This is a genomic window from Streptomyces sp. NPDC001709 (genome assembly GCF_053596375.1).
On record NZ_JBSFGB010000022.1, the window covers coordinates 152141 to 170275 of the forward strand.

The 18135-nt window shown below is 69.3% G+C and carries 15 protein-coding genes and 1 tRNA gene; 7 read left to right on the top strand and 9 right to left on the bottom strand.

The window, feature by feature from the left end; genetic code table 11:
• Positions 1 to 329 precede the first annotated feature (329 nt).
• Positions 330 to 668: a transcriptional regulator WblA gene (gene wblA, locus ACWC0C_RS29445; protein WP_449198536.1), complete on the bottom strand. Its 339-nt coding sequence runs from the start codon at positions 666 to 668 to the stop codon at positions 330 to 332.
• A gap of 491 nt (positions 669 to 1159) precedes the next feature.
• Between wblA and ACWC0C_RS29450 the strand changes: the two genes are divergently transcribed.
• Positions 1160 to 3481, top strand: a complete 2322-nt coding sequence (locus ACWC0C_RS29450; protein ID WP_450866986.1) for a transglycosylase domain-containing protein — start codon at positions 1160 to 1162, stop codon at positions 3479 to 3481.
• A 102-nt stretch (positions 3482 to 3583) separates the two neighbouring features.
• On the opposite strand, the gene ACWC0C_RS29455 is transcribed toward ACWC0C_RS29450, so the two are convergent.
• A complete protein-coding gene (locus ACWC0C_RS29455) occupies positions 3584 to 4051 on the bottom strand; it encodes a GatB/YqeY domain-containing protein (RefSeq protein ID WP_450866987.1) in 468 nt (155 codons plus the stop codon).
• 115 nt (positions 4052 to 4166) lie between these two features.
• Here ACWC0C_RS29455 and ACWC0C_RS29460 point away from each other — a divergent pair, with 115 nt between their 5' ends.
• The 3 genes from ACWC0C_RS29460 to ACWC0C_RS29470 all read left to right on the top strand — a co-directional run bounded on the left by ACWC0C_RS29460 (position 4167) and on the right by ACWC0C_RS29470 (position 6104).
• Entirely contained in the window at positions 4167 to 5090 is a 924-nt protein-coding gene (locus tag ACWC0C_RS29460; protein WP_449198533.1) for a metallophosphoesterase, read from the top strand.
• A gap of 115 nt (positions 5091 to 5205) precedes the next feature.
• On the top strand, positions 5206 to 5964 hold the full coding sequence (locus tag ACWC0C_RS29465) for a Pr6Pr family membrane protein (protein WP_450866989.1): 759 nt from the start codon (positions 5206 to 5208) through the stop codon (positions 5962 to 5964).
• A gap of 66 nt (positions 5965 to 6030) precedes the next feature.
• Positions 6031 to 6104 (top strand) — tRNA-Pro (locus tag ACWC0C_RS29470).
• A 538-nt stretch (positions 6105 to 6642) separates the two neighbouring features.
• Here ACWC0C_RS29470 and ACWC0C_RS29475 read toward each other — a convergent pair.
• From ACWC0C_RS29475 to ACWC0C_RS29490, 4 genes are all read right to left on the bottom strand, one after another.
• Entirely contained in the window at positions 6643 to 7272 is a 630-nt protein-coding gene (locus ACWC0C_RS29475) for a hypothetical protein (protein WP_450866991.1), read from the bottom strand.
• Positions 7273 to 7283: 11 nt separating this feature from the next.
• Positions 7284 to 9122, bottom strand: a complete 1839-nt coding sequence (locus ACWC0C_RS29480; RefSeq protein WP_450866993.1) for an alpha/beta hydrolase — start codon at positions 9120 to 9122, stop codon at positions 7284 to 7286.
• A 9-nt stretch (positions 9123 to 9131) separates the two neighbouring features.
• On the bottom strand, positions 9132 to 9596 hold the full coding sequence (locus tag ACWC0C_RS29485; RefSeq protein WP_450866994.1) for a hypothetical protein: 465 nt from the start codon (positions 9594 to 9596) through the stop codon (positions 9132 to 9134).
• 375 nt (positions 9597 to 9971) lie between these two features.
• On the bottom strand, positions 9972 to 11237 hold the full coding sequence (locus ACWC0C_RS29490) for a DNA sulfur modification protein DndB (protein WP_450866996.1): 1266 nt from the start codon (positions 11235 to 11237) through the stop codon (positions 9972 to 9974).
• A gap of 330 nt (positions 11238 to 11567) precedes the next feature.
• Here ACWC0C_RS29490 and ACWC0C_RS29495 point away from each other — a divergent pair, with 330 nt between their 5' ends.
• The 3 genes from ACWC0C_RS29495 to ACWC0C_RS29505 all read left to right on the top strand — a co-directional run bounded on the left by ACWC0C_RS29495 (position 11568) and on the right by ACWC0C_RS29505 (position 14115).
• Positions 11568 to 12407 (top strand): DUF2182 domain-containing protein, encoded by an 840-nt coding sequence (locus ACWC0C_RS29495; protein ID WP_450866998.1) that lies wholly within the window; start codon positions 11568 to 11570, stop codon positions 12405 to 12407.
• Positions 12408 to 12519: 112 nt separating this feature from the next.
• Positions 12520 to 13068, top strand: coding sequence for a hypothetical protein (locus ACWC0C_RS29500; RefSeq protein ID WP_450867000.1), 549 nt, complete (start codon positions 12520 to 12522; stop codon positions 13066 to 13068).
• A gap of 96 nt (positions 13069 to 13164) precedes the next feature.
• Positions 13165 to 14115: a hypothetical protein gene (locus ACWC0C_RS29505; protein WP_450867002.1), complete on the top strand. Its 951-nt coding sequence runs from the start codon at positions 13165 to 13167 to the stop codon at positions 14113 to 14115.
• A gap of 168 nt (positions 14116 to 14283) precedes the next feature.
• Here the strand turns inward: ACWC0C_RS29505 and lysA are convergent, their stop codons facing one another.
• From lysA to ACWC0C_RS29520, 3 genes are all read right to left on the bottom strand, one after another.
• Positions 14284 to 15609 (bottom strand): diaminopimelate decarboxylase, encoded by a 1326-nt coding sequence (gene lysA, locus ACWC0C_RS29510; RefSeq protein WP_450867003.1) that lies wholly within the window; start codon positions 15607 to 15609, stop codon positions 14284 to 14286.
• A 13-nt stretch (positions 15610 to 15622) separates the two neighbouring features.
• Positions 15623 to 15952, bottom strand: a complete 330-nt coding sequence (locus ACWC0C_RS29515; RefSeq protein ID WP_450867005.1) for an SAV_915 family protein — start codon at positions 15950 to 15952, stop codon at positions 15623 to 15625.
• 202 nt (positions 15953 to 16154) lie between these two features.
• A partial coding sequence (locus ACWC0C_RS29520; RefSeq protein WP_450867007.1) for a DUF4118 domain-containing protein occupies positions 16155 to 18135 on the bottom strand: 1981 nt, incomplete at its 5' end.

Below are 18135 nucleotides of genomic sequence, written 5' to 3' on the forward strand. Positions count from 1 at the left end.
GGCTGCAGGCGCGAGCCGCCACGCCGACCGTCTCCGGAATCGACGACCGTCTCCGCTAACCGCCGGCCGCCTCCGCAATCGCCGACCGTCTCCGCACCCGGGGCCGCAAGGCCGATCGCGGCCTCCCCAGGCGAAGGCCCGATCAGCGCTTCCGCACCTCAGGCGTGCAGCCGACGTATACCCACTCAGCATCCCCCGGGCCCATGCCCGACCCTGCTTCCCATGGCCCACGCCCGGGGCTTCCCGTGGCGTGTGCCGGGTCGGGGTCCTGTGCCCCGGGGATGTGCCGGAGGGAATGCCCGAATGCCCTCAGCTCAAAGCCGCTGCCCTCAGCTCACCGCCGCGTAGTTCTCGTACACCGAGTCGTCGTCGAGCGACACGATGCCCGCACCGCGCTCGTACTCCGTACGAGCGGTCTCGAGCAGCCGGCGCCACGAGGTGACGGTCGGCCGCCTGCGCAGCAGTGCGCGGCGCTCCCGCTCCGTCATGCCTCCCCACACGCCGAACTCGACGCGGTTGTCCAGCGCGTCGGCCAGGCATTCGGTGCGTACCGGGCATCCGGTGCACACCGCCTTGGCCCTGTTCTGCGCTGCTCCCTGAACGAACAGTTCATCCGGATCGGTAGTGCGGCAGGCAGCCTGCGCACTCCAGTCGGTAACCCAGCCCATACCGGCGCCGTCCTCTCCCGAATCGAGGCTCCCCCACGGCGGCAGCGGCATATTCACCGCCGCCAGTTGAGGACGTTACGGAAGGTGGGCACAGCGCAACACCCCCTTCGGGCCCAATCTTGAATGGCCCGAACGGACTATGGGTAAGCGGCAGATCACCCGCGGGAGTGAGCTGGCGACATACGCGACTATCCCGGCATACCGGGACAGCTGTGGTGCGCCACAACGGGCGCCAGGTAACACACGAGGCGGATTCGGACACGTCCCCCTCAGAAGCTGGTCACGCCTGGCGCAAAAAACGGACTACGCTCGGAACGATTCGGGGTCGCCGGACGTATTGATACGTGACCGCACTGCTGTGACAGTTGAGAGCAGCTTAGGCCAAGGCCTGCGCGCGTGTCCGGCGAATGGGAAGGTAGGCGTCCCGCTTTGCCGTGCCGTGACGCGGTCACTCCTTCGGAACGCTCATGAGTACGGATTAGGCTGCCCCCATGCCAAAGAAGCGCTCGGGCGGTGGTCTGTCGCCAACGCAGCAGGCCGCCAAGTTCCTCGGTGTCAGTGTGCTCGCCGGAGCCGTGATGGCGGGCATCGCGCTGCCCGCCGTCGGCGCGCTGGGCCTCGCGGCCAAGGGCTCGGTCCAGAGCTTCGACGAGATCCCGGCCAACCTCAAGAGCCCCCAGCTCAGTCAGCGCACGACGATCCTGGACAACCAGGGCAACCAGATCGCGACCGTCTACTCCCGCGACCGTACGGTGGTGGACCTCAAGGACATCTCGCCGTACATGCAGAAGGCGATCGTCGCGATCGAGGACGCGCGCTTCTACAAGCACGGCGCGATCGACCTCAAAGGCGTGCTGCGCGCCCTGAACAAGAACGCGCAGAGCGGCGGGGTCGCCCAGGGCGCCTCCACCCTCACCCAGCAGCTGGTGAAGAACTACTTCATCGAGGAGGCCGGCGACGACCCGACGAAGGTCGCCGAGGCCACCCAGCAGACCCTGGGCCGCAAGATCAAGGAGCTGAAGTACGCGATCCAGATCGAGGAGAAGCTCGGCAAGAAGAAGATCCTCGAGAACTACCTGAACATCACGTTCTTCGGCGAACAGGCCTACGGCGTCGAGGCCGCCTCCCAGCGCTACTTCTCCAAGCACGCCAAGGACCTGAGCCTCCCGGAAGCGGCGCTGCTGGCCGGCATCGTGCAGTCCCCGAGCCGCTACGACCCGGTCAACGACGAGGCGGAGGCCACCAAGCGGCGCAACATCGTGCTCCAGCGGATGGCGGACGTCGGCGACATCTCCCAGAAGGAGGCCGACGAGGCCAAGCAGACGCCGCTCGAACTGCACCCGAGCCAGCCCAAGAACGGCTGCATCACCGCGGTCAAGGGCGCCGGCTTCTTCTGTGACTACGTCCGCGACGTCGTCCTGAACGACCCGGTCTTCGGCAAGACCAAGGAGACCCGGGCGAAGCTGTGGAACCAGGGCGGCCTGACGATCCGTACGACGCTCGACCCGCAGGCGCAGGACTCCGTGCAGGCGTCCATCAAGCAGCACGTCTACAAGTCCGACCCGGTGGCGACGGCCGCGACCATCGTCGAGCCCGGCACCGGCAAGATCCTGGCGATGGGCCAGTCCCGCCCGTACGGCTTCGGCGGGAACGAGACGCAGATCAACCTCTCCGTCAACTCGGACATGGGCGGCGGCGCGGGCTACCAGCCCGGTTCGACGTTCAAGCCGATCGTCGCGGCGGCCGCGATCGAGGGCGGCAAGCCCCCGACGCAGGAGTACTCGTCGCCGTACAAGATGACGTACCCGAGCCCGGTGCAGGCGTGTGACGGCAAGGTCTGGCGCAACGACCCGCACAACCTCGCCAAGCTGACGAACGAGAACCCGTCGGAGCACGGCCCGTACGGCATGAAGGAAGCGACCGCCAAGTCGGTCAACACCTACTACGTGCAGCTGATCAGCGACATCGGCATCTGCCCCGTCACCGAGATGGCGAAGAAGATGGGCGTGCAGCGCGCGGACGGCCGCACGATGGACCAGGCCCCCTCCATCGCGCTCGGCACCCAGGAGATGTCGCCGCTGACGATGGCGAACGCGTACGCCACCTTCGCCTCGCGCGGTATGTACTGCACCCCGGTCGCCATCGCGTCGATCACCCAGAAGGTCGGCAGCGAGCAGAAGTCCCTGGAGGTGCCGAAGTCGACCTGCTCACGCGCGATGTCCGAGAAGACCGCGGACACCGTCAGCACGATCCTCAAGGGCGTCGTCGAGGACGGCACGGGCCAGGAGGCCGGCCTCGACAACCGCCCGAGCGCGGGCAAGACGGGTACGACGGACCAGCGCTACGCGGCCTGGTTCGTCGGCTACACCCCGAACATGGCGGGCGCGGTCTGGGTCGGCGACCCGCAGCACAAGCGCCAGATGACCGGCATCACCATCGGCGGCGTCCCGTACGACAAGGTCTACGGCGGTAAGGTCCCCGGCCCGATCTGGCGCGACATGATGACCGGCGCGCTGAACGGCAAGCCCGCGGAGGACTTCCACCTGATCGACATCCCCGACGACAACCACAAGCGGGACGGCCGGGGAAAAGGACACGGGGGGACGGACGGCGGGAAGAACGGGGACACCACGGGCGGGATCGGCGGACTGATCGGCGGTCTGACGGACGGGGGACCGACGGACGGCGGCACCACGGGTGACACGACCGGCGGCGCCTTCCCGACGCCGACCATCTCCCTCCCGGGGAACTTCATCCAGGGGCAGGAGAACGGCGGAAGCAAGGGGAACGGAAACGGGGGCTGGCGGGGGTAGCCCCCTGGTGTGAGTACGGCGGCGGGGCCGCACCCTCCGGTTCGGGGGTGCGGCCCCGCTTGTTCGCCCCTGAAGGAGCTTGTTCTCCCTGAAGGAGCTTGTTCAGCCCTGAAGGAGCTTCTTCACCGCGGCGGCGACGCGGCCGCCCTCGGCCAGGCCGGCCACCTTCGGGTTCACGATCTTCATGACGGCACCCATGGCCCGCGGCCCCTCGGTGCCGGCCGCCTTGGCCTCTTCCACGGCCTGGGCGACGATCGTGTCCAGCTCGTCGTCGGACAGCTGCTTGGGCAGGTACTCGGCGAGCAGCTCACCCTCCGCCTTCTCCCGCTCGGCCTGCTCGGGACGACCACCCTGGGCGAAGGCGTCCGCCGCCTCACGGCGCTTCTTCGCCTCCTTGGTGATCACCTTGAGGACCTCGTCGTCGGACAGCTCGCGCTTCTCCTTGCCCGCGACCTCCTCCTTGGTGATCGCGGCGAGCGTCAGCCGGAGCGTCGAGGAGCGGAGCTCGTCGCGCTCCTTGATCGCGGCGTTGAGGTCGTCCTGCAGCTTCGACTTGAGCGTGGTGGTCATGCCGTCGATTGTCGCAGGTGTGCCGGTGTGAACGCCCGCTGATTTAAGGGAGGCCGGCGATTGGGGGGAGGCCGGCCGGTCTGTTCGTACCGCCGGGGTCTGACACGATGGACGCATGCGCGCGCGATACGGAGTACCCCTGGGAATCATGGCGGCAGGCGCCGCCGGGCTGGCGTACGCGGCGGGCTTCGAGGCCCGCTCCTTCCGCCTCCGACGAGTGACGGCCCCGGTCCTCCCGCCGGGCATGCGCCCGCTGCGCGTGCTCCAGGTCTCCGACATCCACATGGTGAGCGGCCAGCGCAAGAAGCAGAGGTGGCTGCAGTCGCTGGCGGGCCTGCGCCCGGACTTCGTGATCAACACGGGCGACAACCTCTCGGACCCCGAGGGCGTCCCCGAGGTCATGGACGCGCTGGGGCCGTTGATGGAGTTCCCGGGCGCGTACGTCTTCGGCTCCAACGACTACTACGGTCCCCGACTCCGCAACCCCGCCCGCTACTTGCTGGAGAAGACGAGCGGCCGCCACGGTCTGAACGGCAACCCGCCGGCGGTGGGCGTCATCCACAACCCGTGGGAGGACCTGCGGGACGGCTTCGACGCGGCGGGCTGGCTGAACCTGACGAACACGCGGGGTGTCCTGAAGATCGAGGGCGTCTCGATCGAGCTGACCGGCCTCGACGACCCCCACATAAAGCGCGACCGCTACGCCCGGGTGGCGGGCGGCCCGTCGGGCACGTACGACTTCTCGATGGGCGTGGTGCACGCGCCGTACCTGCGGGTGCTGGACGCGTACGCGGCGGACGGCTACCCCTTGATCCTGGCCGGCCACACCCACGGCGGCCAGCTGTGCATCCCCTTCTACGGCGCGCTGGTCACCAACTGCGACCTGGACACGGACCGGGTGAAGGGCCTGTCCACCCACACGGCGGAAGGCCACACCTCCTACCTCCACGTCTCGGCGGGCTGCGGCACCAACCGCTACACGCCGGTACGGTTCGCGTGCCCGCCGGAGGCGACGTTGTTGACGTTGGTGGGCCGGTAGCAGGGCTGTGAGGGGGCATCGGGGGTCCTGCGGGGGTGCCGCGAGGCTCCGGCGGCGTAACCCACCCGGGCTACGCCACATGGCCTCATCCCTCCCCCGCTCCTAGCGTGAGGGCATGACCGCCCCGATACCCAGGGACATCCCGGACCTGCCCGCGGTGCCGCGCAAGCCCCTGCTGCTGCCCTCCCCGGTCCCGGCCACGGCGGTGGTGCCGCCGGTCCGCCGCCCCATGGTCGCGCTCTTCCGCCTCCTGACCGCCTTCGCGGCGGCAGCCGGCGTAGCCCTGGAGCTCCTGCTGGGCGCTCCGGCCCGCACCCTGAGCTACTTCAGCGTCCAGACCAACATCCTGCTGGCCATCGTCATGCTCCTGTCGGCATCGAGGGCGTGGCGGGCCCGCCACCCGCTACCGTCGGCCGTGACAGGCGCCACACTTCTCTACGCCATGGTCACGGCGCTCGTCTATCACCTGCTGCTGGCCCACACGACGCCCCCGTTCTCCATGACCGGCACGACGGCGGTTCCGGAGCGCTGGCACGGCGCCTGGGCGACCCTCCAGATCCTGCACACGGTAACGCCGGCGGCGGCCGTACTGGACTGGCTGCTGCTCACACCCGCGGCCCGCCTGCACCTGCGCCAGACGGCCACCTGGCTCCTGTACCCCCTGGCCTACCTGGCCTTCTACCTGATCCGAGCGACGTTCCTCCCGCCCCCGAACCCCTCCCGCTACCTCTACCCCTTCCTGGACGTGGTGGCCCACGGCTACCGCAGCACCCTGGCCAACGCCCTCCTCCTGGGCCTCGCGATCTACGCCCTGGCCGTCCTCCTCGTGGCCCTGGACCACACCCGCCCGACCCCGGTCCGCCGCCGCGTCTAAACCGGATTTCGCCTACAGCCACCAGTGGGCTAAAGTAAACGTCGTCGCCGCGACAAGCAGCGACATCGGGGTGTAGCGCAGCTTGGCAGCGCGCTTCGTTCGGGACGAAGAGGTCGTGGGTTCAAATCCCGCCACCCCGACAGTGAAGTACCAGGTCAGGGGCCTGATCCGCTTAGCGGGTCGGGCCCCTGAGTGGTTTCTGGGGTGTCCTTGGGAGCCGCTTGGGAGTAGACGCCGGGTTCCAGGAGCGGAGCGTGAATGCACTGCCCCGGAAGCCGTCCGCGCCATAGGCCTCTCCAACGTCCATGGCGTCTAGGTCGCACGATCGACGTGAGCTATGGAGCACGCACGCCCCGCGTGCCCGCGGGCGACGGCAGATGGGATGGAAGCGGGGGGTAATGGACTGAGATGTCCGCTGACGCCGTACGACAGCAGCCACTCTCAAGGCTGTGCCACATCACTTCGGAGAGATCAGTTGTTCCACGGAACCCCGCATATATCCGGAAGGTGTTCGCGCTGGTGCATTAGGTAGTCTCGCGCGGCTGCACCAACGTCGAAGGCCACAAGCTGACCGTCGACCGCAGCGAGGAGTTCCCCAACCACACCAAGTGGTGCACCGCTTGGAGCTACGAACCCATCCTGTGCCCCTGCGAGACTGTCCACGACTGATCACTCGCTCTAAGCGCCCGTCGGCTCGCCCGTCGATGCTGTCGGTGAGGCTGAGGAGATCGGGGTGCGCACCGACCAGAAAACGGAGTGAACGTAAGGGAGTCCCTTGGATTCCGGGGAGTTCGGATCAAGGGGCTTCCTGGGCGCCTCGGTGACCTTCGACTCGTCGACGCACGGGGAGGTCACGTGGAAACCGGCCTGCCCCTTGTACCCGAACTCCAGGCTGACCTCGAAGCCGTCTGGCGCGTTCGCGAAGATCGCCGGCATGTCGGCACTCTTTCGTACCGACGTGATCTTGTAACCCTGCTTCTTCCAGTAGCGCTCGACGACACCGAGAAAGCTGCCACGACGCTCGGCCGAGATGATCGTCATCACATACCGCCGCCGGGTCACCGACCCGGTACCGGTACCGTCGTTCTTGAAGTCGGTGCAGCTGGAGTCGCTCGACGGCCCCCGCATGACCTCGACCGACGGGTTGATCGCCTTGAGGGTCGCGTCGATGATCCCCTCTGCGCGATCGGCCGCCTCCTGCATGTTCATGTTCGTCTCCTTCGTCGCGTCCGTCTTCCCTTCCTCACTTCCGCTGCCGCCGATGAGGCCGCAGCCGGAAACGATGAGGGTTGACGCTACGACGGCCACAGCCCGAGTTTTCATCGGTATTTGTCCCAGGTCACGAGGTCAGGACGGTCCGCGACGATGGCCGCGATGTTGGCAGCGGACACAGGGTCCTTGTCCCTGGCCGGGTTGAAGTAGTTGGAGTGCGCCGGAGTAAGCCCCTGCCCGTCGACCACCGGCACCGGGCCGTCCGACACCTTGAAGCGTCTGGCACCGAACGCCCCGCTGGCCGGGTCCTTGCCGAACCAGAGGTCGTCATCGCCCTGGTCCGCAATGTCCCCGAGGAGGTACGCACCGGCCGGACCGCCACCGAAGAAGCCGGCTGTGCCCGCCACGGCCTCCTTCTTCGACGGCAGGTGCGTGACGGGGTCGTTCTTGGCCGCGCCCACGAACACGTGATCCTTTCCGACGCCAAGATCGCCTGCATGGTTGACCCCCGTGCCGGGGCTCCCGACGAGGATGATGTCATCGGCCCCGGGGATTCCCCCTGGCTCCTGCGTTGCCGCGCCCACGAGACGGGAACCGTAGGAGTGTCCGATCGCGACGAGGTGCGGGGCCTTGTGGTCGTTCGTCGCGGCGAGTCCGCCCATGAACGAGTTGTACGCCGACGCGCCCTTCTCCGCGCCATGTGTGGACATGACATCCGTGTCGGACACCAAGGTGGCGGGGTCCAGGGAGCCGTCGAGCTGCGGTGCGTCGTAGCCCAGCCACACGATGGATGCGCTGGACGGATCGATGTTCCGGGCGTCGACCGCAGTGTCATAGGCGCGCTTCACATCGCCCCCGGCGAAGTCCGTGTCCAGGGCGGTACCTAGGCCGGGAACGTATGCCGACACGTTCTTCGACTTGTCGGGATTCCCGAACGCAACGATGGCTCGACCACGTCCTTCGTCGCCGATCCCCAGCAGGTACATGGGCGGCTCTTTGGGATCCACCAGTTGCTTCGCGGCGTTGTCCTGTAGCTGCTGCTGGATGCTCTTGAGGGCGTCCAGCTGGGTCTTGGCCTTGTCGCCGTGCTCACCAGAGAGCTTGCCGATCAGAATGTCCAGGTTCTCGCGGTTGACCTCGTCCCGGACCGTGGACGGAATGCCGTCCAGGTTGCCGATGATCTCCGGAAAAGCCCTCTTGTACTCGCCGCGCTGCTCATCACTGAGGCTGTCCCACCACTTCTTGCAATCGGCAGGTGACTTGTCCAGAGGAATGTGATCCTTGATGTACTCGCTCGCGGCCGAGCTGACGGCGTCGGCATCGGCGGCCACGTCCGTCCATGTCCTGGTGTCGACCGTCAGCCCCGGGGCTGCCTTGAGCTTCCCCAGTGCCTTGCTGTAGCGGTCGTCGATCGCCGTGGCTTCCTGCACAGCGTGGGCGATGCGGTCGGCGATGTCCTGGGCCTTCGCGCGGTTCGGGTTGGGACTGCGCAGACCGGACATGTCCGGACCGGGCCCGGGGCTGTAGATACCGCTGAACCCGGTGACCGTTCCGCCGGCGACCTTTTCGCCGGTCAGTTCGTTCTCGCCACCGGCGGGGTACGTGACGCTTCCATTTGCATTGACGGTGTACGACAGCGCCTTCGCGTCATCAAGTGCCTCGAGCAGGCGGCGACGTGGGGCGGCGATCTCGGACGAAAATCCGTTGAGTGCTCCGCTGATCAGGCCACATTCGACCTGGGTGTAGTGGAAGTTCTGCGACAGCTTGGCCAGCTGCTTCTGCGCCGCGTCCGCCGCCTCGCCCTCGTTGGCTTTCTGCATGGCCTGGGTGATCTGCTTGTCGATGCGGTCCTTGGCCGCATCGGCCATGTCACTGATCGCGCAGTATCCGTCCGCTGCGTCCGCGTACTCGGAGGGGTTGATGGCCGGAAGCTTCTTGAGGTCCATGCGTCCGGATCACCGGCCTTTGCCCGTGCCGCCGGCGGCGGACCTGTCCTCGGAGTAGACCTTCAGGCCGGCGATCTCGGCCTCGATGGCCTCGTCGGTCCTGAGCTGGTCATGCCCCACTTTTTCCAGCACGCCGGCGAGCCCGTCGCACAGCTCGCTGATGTCTTTCACGCGGCGTTCCCAGGAGTCGTGCACGCTCTTCTGAGCCGCCGCGGTCAGACAGCCGGAGCCCTTGCCGAGCCCGGTCTGGCCGTCCGCCAGCTTCTTCAGCGCCTTTCCGATGTTGTCCCGCAGGTCGCCCACGCCTTCGGCGGCCGCGGACCACGCCTTCTTGTCGGACCGGAGCCTGCCGGAAGCGCCGCTACCGCTCGAACTCGTGCCGTTCTGGTCGCCGGGTAACTGGTTGAGCTGCATCCGTGCGGAGTCTCGTTCTGCCGCCGCGGCCTTGAGCTGCTCCCACTCCTCCCACGCCACGCGTGGTTCCCCCCTCCCGTGCGGCACGCCCACCGATTCGTTGTGAACGTGCGTCCGCAACGCTGCGGTAAATCGCGAAGCACGCTACAGCCGTCCATCACCTGCCCCATCCGTACCGGTGACCATGAGCGTCTGATGTATTTGGTGGTCAGACGGGACCAGGCCCTCGATCGGGCGGCGTGAGATGGCGCGAAGTGCCGACGCCGCTGTGCACACGGCTTCTTCCTACGCAACCCATATGGACGACTCCGCCCATGAGATGGTCCGCCACCCGTACGGGTACACGACTCGGGTGGTCCGTTGGCCACATCCGCCGAGGTGGTGTATCAAGGGCACCGCCTGCGGGAGGGGCGCCCTTGATTCCCGGCTCATCGCCTACAGCGCGGCGGGAGCCTTCTTGTACCAGCCAGCGATGACGCCCACCAGGTGGACAATGTTCTGCGTACGCATAATGGGTGCCGCAGCGTTCGGCTCGAAGTCGACGTTGGCCGCGGTGGTACGCCAAATGCTGGTCTCGGAGACCGGCGCAGCCATGTGCGGGTCGAGGCGCTTGAAGAAGTCGGTAATGTCATCGAGCTCGGCCGGATTCTCGCCCGACCGGAGTTCTCGGAACACACCGCCGAGAACGCGGAGCATACCCACCGATCCGAGGAGCGAGGTCCGGCGGACCTCCTGGGCCATGGTGAGGCCCCCGGGCCGACGCTCCGCCTCGGGGTCGTCCTCGGTGAGGGAGGCGAGGGCGTTGAAGGCGTTGGAGATGACGTCGAGGAAGTCCTTGACCTGCTCGATCACCTCGCCGTCCGTGAGAGTTCGCTCAGCCTTCTTACTGATCCGGCCACCGGCGCCGGCGATGACGGCGCGGGTGATGTCGGCAACGTGCTTTGCACCCATGAAGTTGGGATTCTTGAGTGTCATGCGGTCCTGCTCAGCGTCCACGCGGCCCTTGAGCAGCGGATGGTCGATGACATCGGACAGGGTGCGGTTGGCCACCTTGTAGCTGTCGAACCGGGCACGGACGGCGCTGCTGATGCCCTTGGCGTTATCTGCTACGTCGACGAACATCTGCTGAGCCTTGATCGGGTCCGGCTCGACATAGATGTCCAGGCCGACGTACTCGGCCTTTAGGCGATCCATCTGCCCAATCAGCTTCTCGCGTTCGACCTCAAGCTTCGCGAACTTCTCCGGGCTGACCTTGCGAGCCATTTCGCGGTCGACCGCGGAGATGGCATCGGTGATGCGCTGCTTCTCGATTGCGACGCCGAGCACACGGTGCTGACCGTCGATGGTCCGCAGGCTGGAGATGCCGCCGATTGCCCACGGAACGGTGAGGTAGCCGACAGCGCCCTGATCATCCACCTTCTCGAAGGTGCATCCTCCCCCGTCCCGAGCCAGCAACGCTGGTGCCACCCAGTCCTGCTTGGTGTCGAGGTACTCACCGAAATGCTTGGCGTGCAGGCGGTCGACCTTGCGGTTGTCCTTGTCAACGTTGTTCGGGTCGGGGACGGGAAGGATAGTCGGAAGGTCAAGGAGGGGAACACGCACGCTGTAGACCGTCCGTCCACCCTGCGGGGTCTTGATAGCGAGATACGTGCTCGAGTCCTGCGGCTTGGACAGTCGCAGCGGGTCAACGGCAATGCTCACGCGAGCCCCCCAATGGGATCAGCCGCGCACTTGACCGGCACGGCAACAATCAGACCGTAGAGCGCAGCCGGTAATCCTGGTGAGTAATTTCTTATTCTCTGACAGAAACTGATAATTTCCTTCCTCGAGGTTTTCCGACTAGGCGTAACCCGACGGCAACTGACCGACTGCGATTGGCCTCAGGCCATCGCATCCGCGCCGCTGTGGTGACTGGCGTCGCTCCCCAAACTCCTTCCAGGCCACCCCACCCCGGTCCGCTCGCGTCGCACCTCGAGGCGTGCTCCCCTGGACGTATTCGCAGGAGAGCGCAGCGATGCGGAGAGCACAGGGATGTGTCACAGGCGGGGTTTCGCCGTCGTGTCCGGTCGGGCGGCGGCGTCGGCCGGGGCGGGTGGGGGGTTGTTGCGGGGGCGGGAGATCGCGGTCGGTTGGGGGGTGGCTGTGCTGGTTGCCGTGCCTGCCTGGGTGGTGACCGTCGGGCAGGCCCGGGAGATGGGGATACGGCCCGGGACCATGGGGATGGCGCTGCCGCTGTTTCTGCTGCTCTGGGTGACGATGATGGCGGCCATGATGCTGCCGTCGATGGCGCCGGTGGCCATCACGTGGGTGCGGGGGATCGGGCGGCAGTCCTCCGGCTGGGCACGGGTCGTACGCACCGTCGGGTTCGTGGGCGGATATCTGCTGGTGTGGACCGCCTTCGGGCTGCTCGCCTACGCGGCCCTGGCCTTCACCGGCGGTCTGGTGGACGACCGTCCCGGCGCCGGACGCTGGATCGGTTCCGCCGCCTTCCTGCTCGCGGGTCTGTACCAGCTCGGCCCCCTCAAGTACGTCTGCCTGCGGCACTGCCGTGACCCCATGGGCCATCTGCTGCGCTACGCCGGCTTCCGGCGGCCGGCCCGCGATCTACGGGTCGGCGTCCACCACGGCGCCCACTGCGTCGGCTGCTGCGCGGGGCTGATGGTCGTCCTCGTTCCGCTGGGCGTGATGGACGTGGCGGCGATGGCCGGTCTGGCCGTGGTGATCTTCGTGGAGAAGCTGTGGTCCCGGGGCCCTCTGCTGGCCCGGTTCGTCGGCGTCACCTTCCTCGTGCTGGCCCTGCTCGCGCCGTTCCAGGGCTGGCTGCTGCCTGGGCTCCAAGGGGGCTCGATGCCCTCGATGGACCGCGCGTGAATCAGCGCGGCGCGCCGGTGCCTCACCCGTGCTCCTGCCCGGCCCCTCAGGCGCGGCCCGGCGGCCCCTTCGGGGATGCGCTCCAGAGCGCGAGCCCCGGGTCAATACCCCCGTGGGGTACATTGAAGCCGTGATGCTCGCGCAGCCCGCCGCCGGCACGGCCAGGGCCCGTATCCGCTCGGCGGTGCGGCCCTCCGTTCTGGTTGCCGTCCTGCTCGGGCTGTTCCTCATGCACGGCGGGCCGGCCGCGGCCGGCGGCGGCTGTCACGGGGGCATGCGGGACACCGCCGTCCTGCAATCGGGTCCGGTGCATGACGTGATGGGCGCGGCCCCCGCCGAGCACTCCGTGGCCGTGCACCCCGCCGAGCACTCCATGGCCGTGCACCCCGCCGATTACTCCCTGCCCTCCGTGCACTCCATGGCCGCGGACACCAAGGCCACCGCGCACGCGTACGCGGACGGGGCCATGCCGGGCATGCTGTGCCTGGCCACCACGCCCCGCTCCGAGATCCCGTCGCCCCCGGTCGCGGCGGTCGCCTTCGTGCTTGCGGCCGTCGTCCTGTTGCCGTGGGCCCGGCGGGCTTACGGCGGCAGCCGTCGGCGGGGTCCACCGGCCGGTGGACGCCCTCTCCTGCTCCAGGTGTGCATCGCGCGGACGTGACCGGACCCCGGGACGCCGGCTCAGCGCCGTCGTCCCGCGCAGGTCTCACACGTTCGGCCGCGCCGCCTCACGGCGCACACCTGGAAAGACACATCCATGTCCAAGTTCTTCCGCACACCCCGCCGCGCCCTCGCGGCGGCCGCCGCCACCGCGGCGCTCACCCTGACCCTCGCCGCCTGCGGCTCCGGTTCCGGCTCCGACAGCGGCAACGGCCGAGGCCACGGCCACGGCTCCGCCATGGGCGGCATGGACCACAGCGCCACGCCGTCCGCCTCGGCCTCGGCTTCCTCCGACGACATGGGGTCGATGCCCGGCATGGGCTCCGCGTCCACCGGCAACGGCCTGGCCGACACGAAGGACGGCTACCGGATGACCTCCACGGCCGCCACCCTCCCCGCCGGCAAGACGACCGACTACCGCTTCACCATCACCGGCTCGGACGGCAAGCCCGTCACCGCCTTCACCGTCGACCAGACCAAGCGGATGCACTTCTACGCCATCCGCTCCGACCTCACCGGCTTCCAGCACGTGCACCCCACCATGGCCCGTAACGGCATCTGGACCGTGCCGCTCGCCGCGCTGCAGCCGGGCACCTGGCGGCTGTACGCCTCCTTCACCCCGGGCAGCGGGTCCGGCAAGGGCAAGGGCCTGGTCCTCAGCCGCACCGCGAAGGTGCCCGGCATGGCGATGACCTCACCCCTGCCGCAGGCCTCCGGCACCGCCACCGTCGACGGGTACGGCGTGACGGTGCAGGGCGACCCGATGGCGGGCATGGCCCACCAGCTGACCGCCACCGTCACCAAGAACGGCAAGCCGGTCACCGACCTCCAGCCCTACCTCGACACCTACGCCCACCTGACCGCCTTCCACCAGGGCGACCTCGCCTTCGCCCACCTCCACCCGGAGACCAAGGTCAACGGCGACCACGGCGGGCCGACCCTGACCTTCCACGCCGAGTTCGCCCAGTCCGGAGACTGGCGGCTGTTCCTCCAGTTCCGGACCGGCGGCAGGCTCCACACCGCGGCCGTGACCCTGCACGTCAGCTGACCGACGCGCCCTGATCGGTGACGACGGGCTCAGGAATCAGTGCCCGCTGACCGCGAGTTCGTAGTCACCGATCAGATCGCCCCGCAGCGTTCGTCAATTGCGGCCCGCCCGCATCCCCGAGTGCGCGCCCGAGTTCCGCCGACCCCGTGGCCACATCGGCGCATGCAGCTACAGGCCCACGTCACGGCTGCGGATGTCCTCCAAGGACTCGCGGCGGACCAGCAGGCGGGCGAAGCCGTCGCGTACGGCGACCACGGGCGGGCGGCCGACCAGGTTGTAGCCGGAGGCCATGGACAGGTGGTAGGCACCGGCCACCGGTACGGCGAGCAGGTCACCGGGGCGGATGTCGGCGGGCAGTTCCGCGTCCGCGGCCAGGACGTCCCCCGCCTCGCAGTGCCGGCCCACCACGGTGACCCGGGCCCGGTCGGCCGTGGCGGGGCGGCCGATCAGACGCGGCGCGTACCGGACGCCGTACAGGGCGGGGCGCGGGTTGTCGCTCATCCCGCCGTCGACGGCCACGAACACGTGCTCGCCCGTGTGCTTCACGGAAAGGACGCGGTACAGGGCGATCCCGGCGGGGCCCGCGATCGCCCGGCCCGGCTCGATGATCAGACGGGGGACGGGGAGCCCCGCGGTCGCGCAGGCGTCGGCGAGTTCCGCGCGGACCCGGCGGGCCAGCGCCGTCAGGTCCAGGGCCGCCTCGCCGGGACGGTAGGCGATGCCGTGGCCCCCGCCGAGGTCGAGCTCGGGCAGGACCAGGCCGTGCTGCTCGTGCAGCCGGGCCATCAGCCCGACCAGCCGTCGTACGGCGACGAGGTACGGCTTGACGCCGGTGATCTGTGAGCCCAAGTGGCAGTGCAGGCCGGTGAGTTCCAGCTGCGGCTGGTCGAGTATGCGGGCGATGGCGTGCTGGGCGTACCCGTCGGAGATGCTGAGGCCGAACTTCTGGTCGTCCGTGCCGGTGCGGATCTTCTCGTGGCCGCCCGCGCTGATGCCGGGGACGACCCGGACCATGACCTTCTGGCGGCCGTCCGGTCCGACGGCGGCGGCGAGCCGCGCGATCTCGGCGGGGCTGTCGATGACGATCCGGCCGACGCCCAGGCGCAGGGCGGTGTCCAGGTCGCGCGGGGACTTGGCGTTGCCGTGCAGCACGATCCGCTCGGGCGGGAAGCCGGTGGTGACGGCGAGTTCGAGTTCACCGGCGGAGCAGACGTCCAGGCCCAGGCCCTCCTCGTCCATCCAGTGGGCCATGGCCCGGCACAGGAACGCCTTGGCCGCGTACAGGACTTCGGCGTCGGGGAAGGCGTGCAGATAGGTACGGCAGCGGTCGCGGACCTCGGCCTCGTCCAGGACGTAGACGGGGGTGCCGAAGCGGTCGGCGACCTCGGCGAGCGGTACGCCGCCGACGGCGAGGTCGCCGTGGGTCGCCTCGGTGGTCGACGCGGGCCACACCAGCAGGTCACCGGTGGTGGTGGGTTCGTGAACCGTGGTCATCGTGTCCTCCCCTTCAGGCGGCCCGCAGCGCGGGGATCCCGGATGTGACCGGTGTGGCGGCCGGTGCGGTGAACTGCGGATCCACCGTGGGGACGGTGACGCCGAGCGGGGCGGTCAGCGCGCGCAGGGCGGGCTCGGCGAGGCGGATCCAGGCCTGGCCGGGGCCGAGGGTGGCGCTCAGCCGGCGCTCGGAGGTGAAGGCGACGGCCGTGCGGTGGCCGAGGGGGGTGCGGAAGAGCCGGGCCGCATACCCGGAGGGCCCCGGCCGGACCGGGACGTACAGGGGTCCGGCCGGGAACTGATCGGAGGGCTCGGGGTCTTCGCCGTAGCGGAGTTCTGCCATGGGGTGCCTCCCGAAAGGCAGGGAGCGTGAGTGTTGGGCTGCCCCGGGCGCGGGGAGGCGGGCCGGGGCGCGGTGTCGACGGTATGCCCGGGGGGCGGGGGTTGGGGGCGGGCCCTGACGTGACGCTGACGTCGACCCGGACGACCTTGATGCCGCGCTGACGCCGCTGTAGTGGTCGTACCGGGGGCTCGACCGCCTGTGGCTACGGCGACGGCACCGCAGCCCTTGGCCGTTCGCGATCCGGAGCCGTCGGTAGCGCGAGCACCATCGTGAGCCCGCCCCCCGGCGTGTCCTCGGCACGCAGCGTGCCGTCGATCGCCTCGGCGAAACCGCGGGCCACCGCGAGACCGAGGCCGACGCCGACCCCGCGCGGAGCGTCGCCGTAGCGCTGGAACGGCTCGAAGATGCGGTTCTTGGCCTCGTCCGGGACGCCGGGTCCGCGGTCCACGACCCGCACCTCGACCCGGTCGGCGAGGGCGCTCGCCGACACCAGGACCCGCTTCCCCGGCGGGCTGTACTTGACGGCGTTCTCGACGACGTTCGCGACGGCCCGCTCCAGCAGGCCCCGGTCGACGTACACCATGGGCAGGGTCTCGGGGATGTCCAGTTCCACGCTGTCCTCGGGGACCCCGCCGAGCGCCATGGGCACGACCTCGTCGAGGTCGGTCTCGCGGATGATGGCAGTGACCGTGCCGGTCTGCAGGCGGGACATGTCCAGCAGGTTGCCGACCAGGTGGTCCAGCCGGTCGGCGCCCTCCTCAATGGCCTCCAGCAGGTCCGCCCGGTCCTGTGCCGACCACTCGACGTCGTCCGAACGCAGCGACGTGACCGCGGCCTTGATGCCGGCGAGCGGCGTGCGCAGGTCGTGGCTGACGGCGGCCAGCAGGGCGGTGCGGATGCGGTTGCCCTCGGCGAGTTCCCCGGCCCGGTCGGCCTCGCTCTGCAGCCGCTGGCGGTCCAGGACGACGGCGGCCTGCGCGGCGAACGCGGCCAGCACCCGGCGGTCGGCGGCGGGGAGCACCCGGCCGCGCAGGGACAGGGCCATGTGGTCGCCGACCGCTACGTCGACGTCCGCGTCCTCCGGGATCCGCGCGGGCTCGGGCCCCACGCTGCCGGCGCAGGTCCAGGGGGCCTTCTCGCCGGTCCGCTCCAGCAGGGCCACCGACTCCATGCCGAAGGTCTCGCGGACCCTCTCCAGCAGCGCCTCCAGTGTGGTCTCGCCGCGCAGGACGTTGCCCGCGAGGAAGGACAGGATCTCGGACTCGGCGCGCAGCCTGGCGGCCTGGTGGGTGCGCCGGGCCGCGAGGTCCACCACCGAGGCCACGGACACCGCGACCCCGATGAAGATCGCGATGGCGACGATGTTCTTCGGGTCGGCGACCGTCAGGGTGTGGACGGGCGGGGTGAAGTACCAGTTGAGGAGGAGGGAGCCGACGACCGCCGAGGCCAGCGCCGGGAACTGGCCGCCCAGCAGGGCCGCCGCCACCGTCAGCGTCAGGAACAGCAGCATGTCGTTGGCGAGGCCGACCTGCGGGGTGGCGGTGGTGAGCAGCCAGGTCAGGAGGGCGGGGCCGAGCACTCCCACGGCCCAGCCCCAGATGACCCGGGAGCGTCCGAGGCGGGCACCGCGCGCCACCGGCAGTCCGCGTCCCTTGCCCGCCTCGTCGTGCGTGATGAGGTGCACGTCGAGGTCGGGGCCGGACTCGCGGGCGACGGTGGCGCCGACACCCGGCCCGAAGACGTACTGCCAGCTGCGGCGGCGGGAGACGCCGAGGACGATCTGGGTGGCGTTCACGCCCCGCGCGAAGTCGAGCAGGGCGGCCGGTATGTCGTCGCCGACGACCTGGTGGAAGGTGCCTCCCAGGTCCTCCACGAGGGTGCGCTGGTCGGCCAGTTCCTTCGGGGAGGCCGAACTCAGGCCGTCGCTGCGGGAGATGTAGACGGCGAGCACCTCGCCGCCCGCGCCCTTCTCCGCCAGGCGTGCGGCACGCCGGATCAGGGTGCGCCCCTCGGGGCCGCCGGTCAGCCCGACCACGATCCGCTCCCGCGAACCCCAGATCGCCGACACCCGGTGCTCGCGGCGGTACGCGTTCAGGTACTCGTCGACCCGGTCGGCCACCCAGAGCAGGGCCAGCTCGCGCAGCGCGGTGAGGTTGCCGGGCCGGAAGTAGTTCGACAGGGCC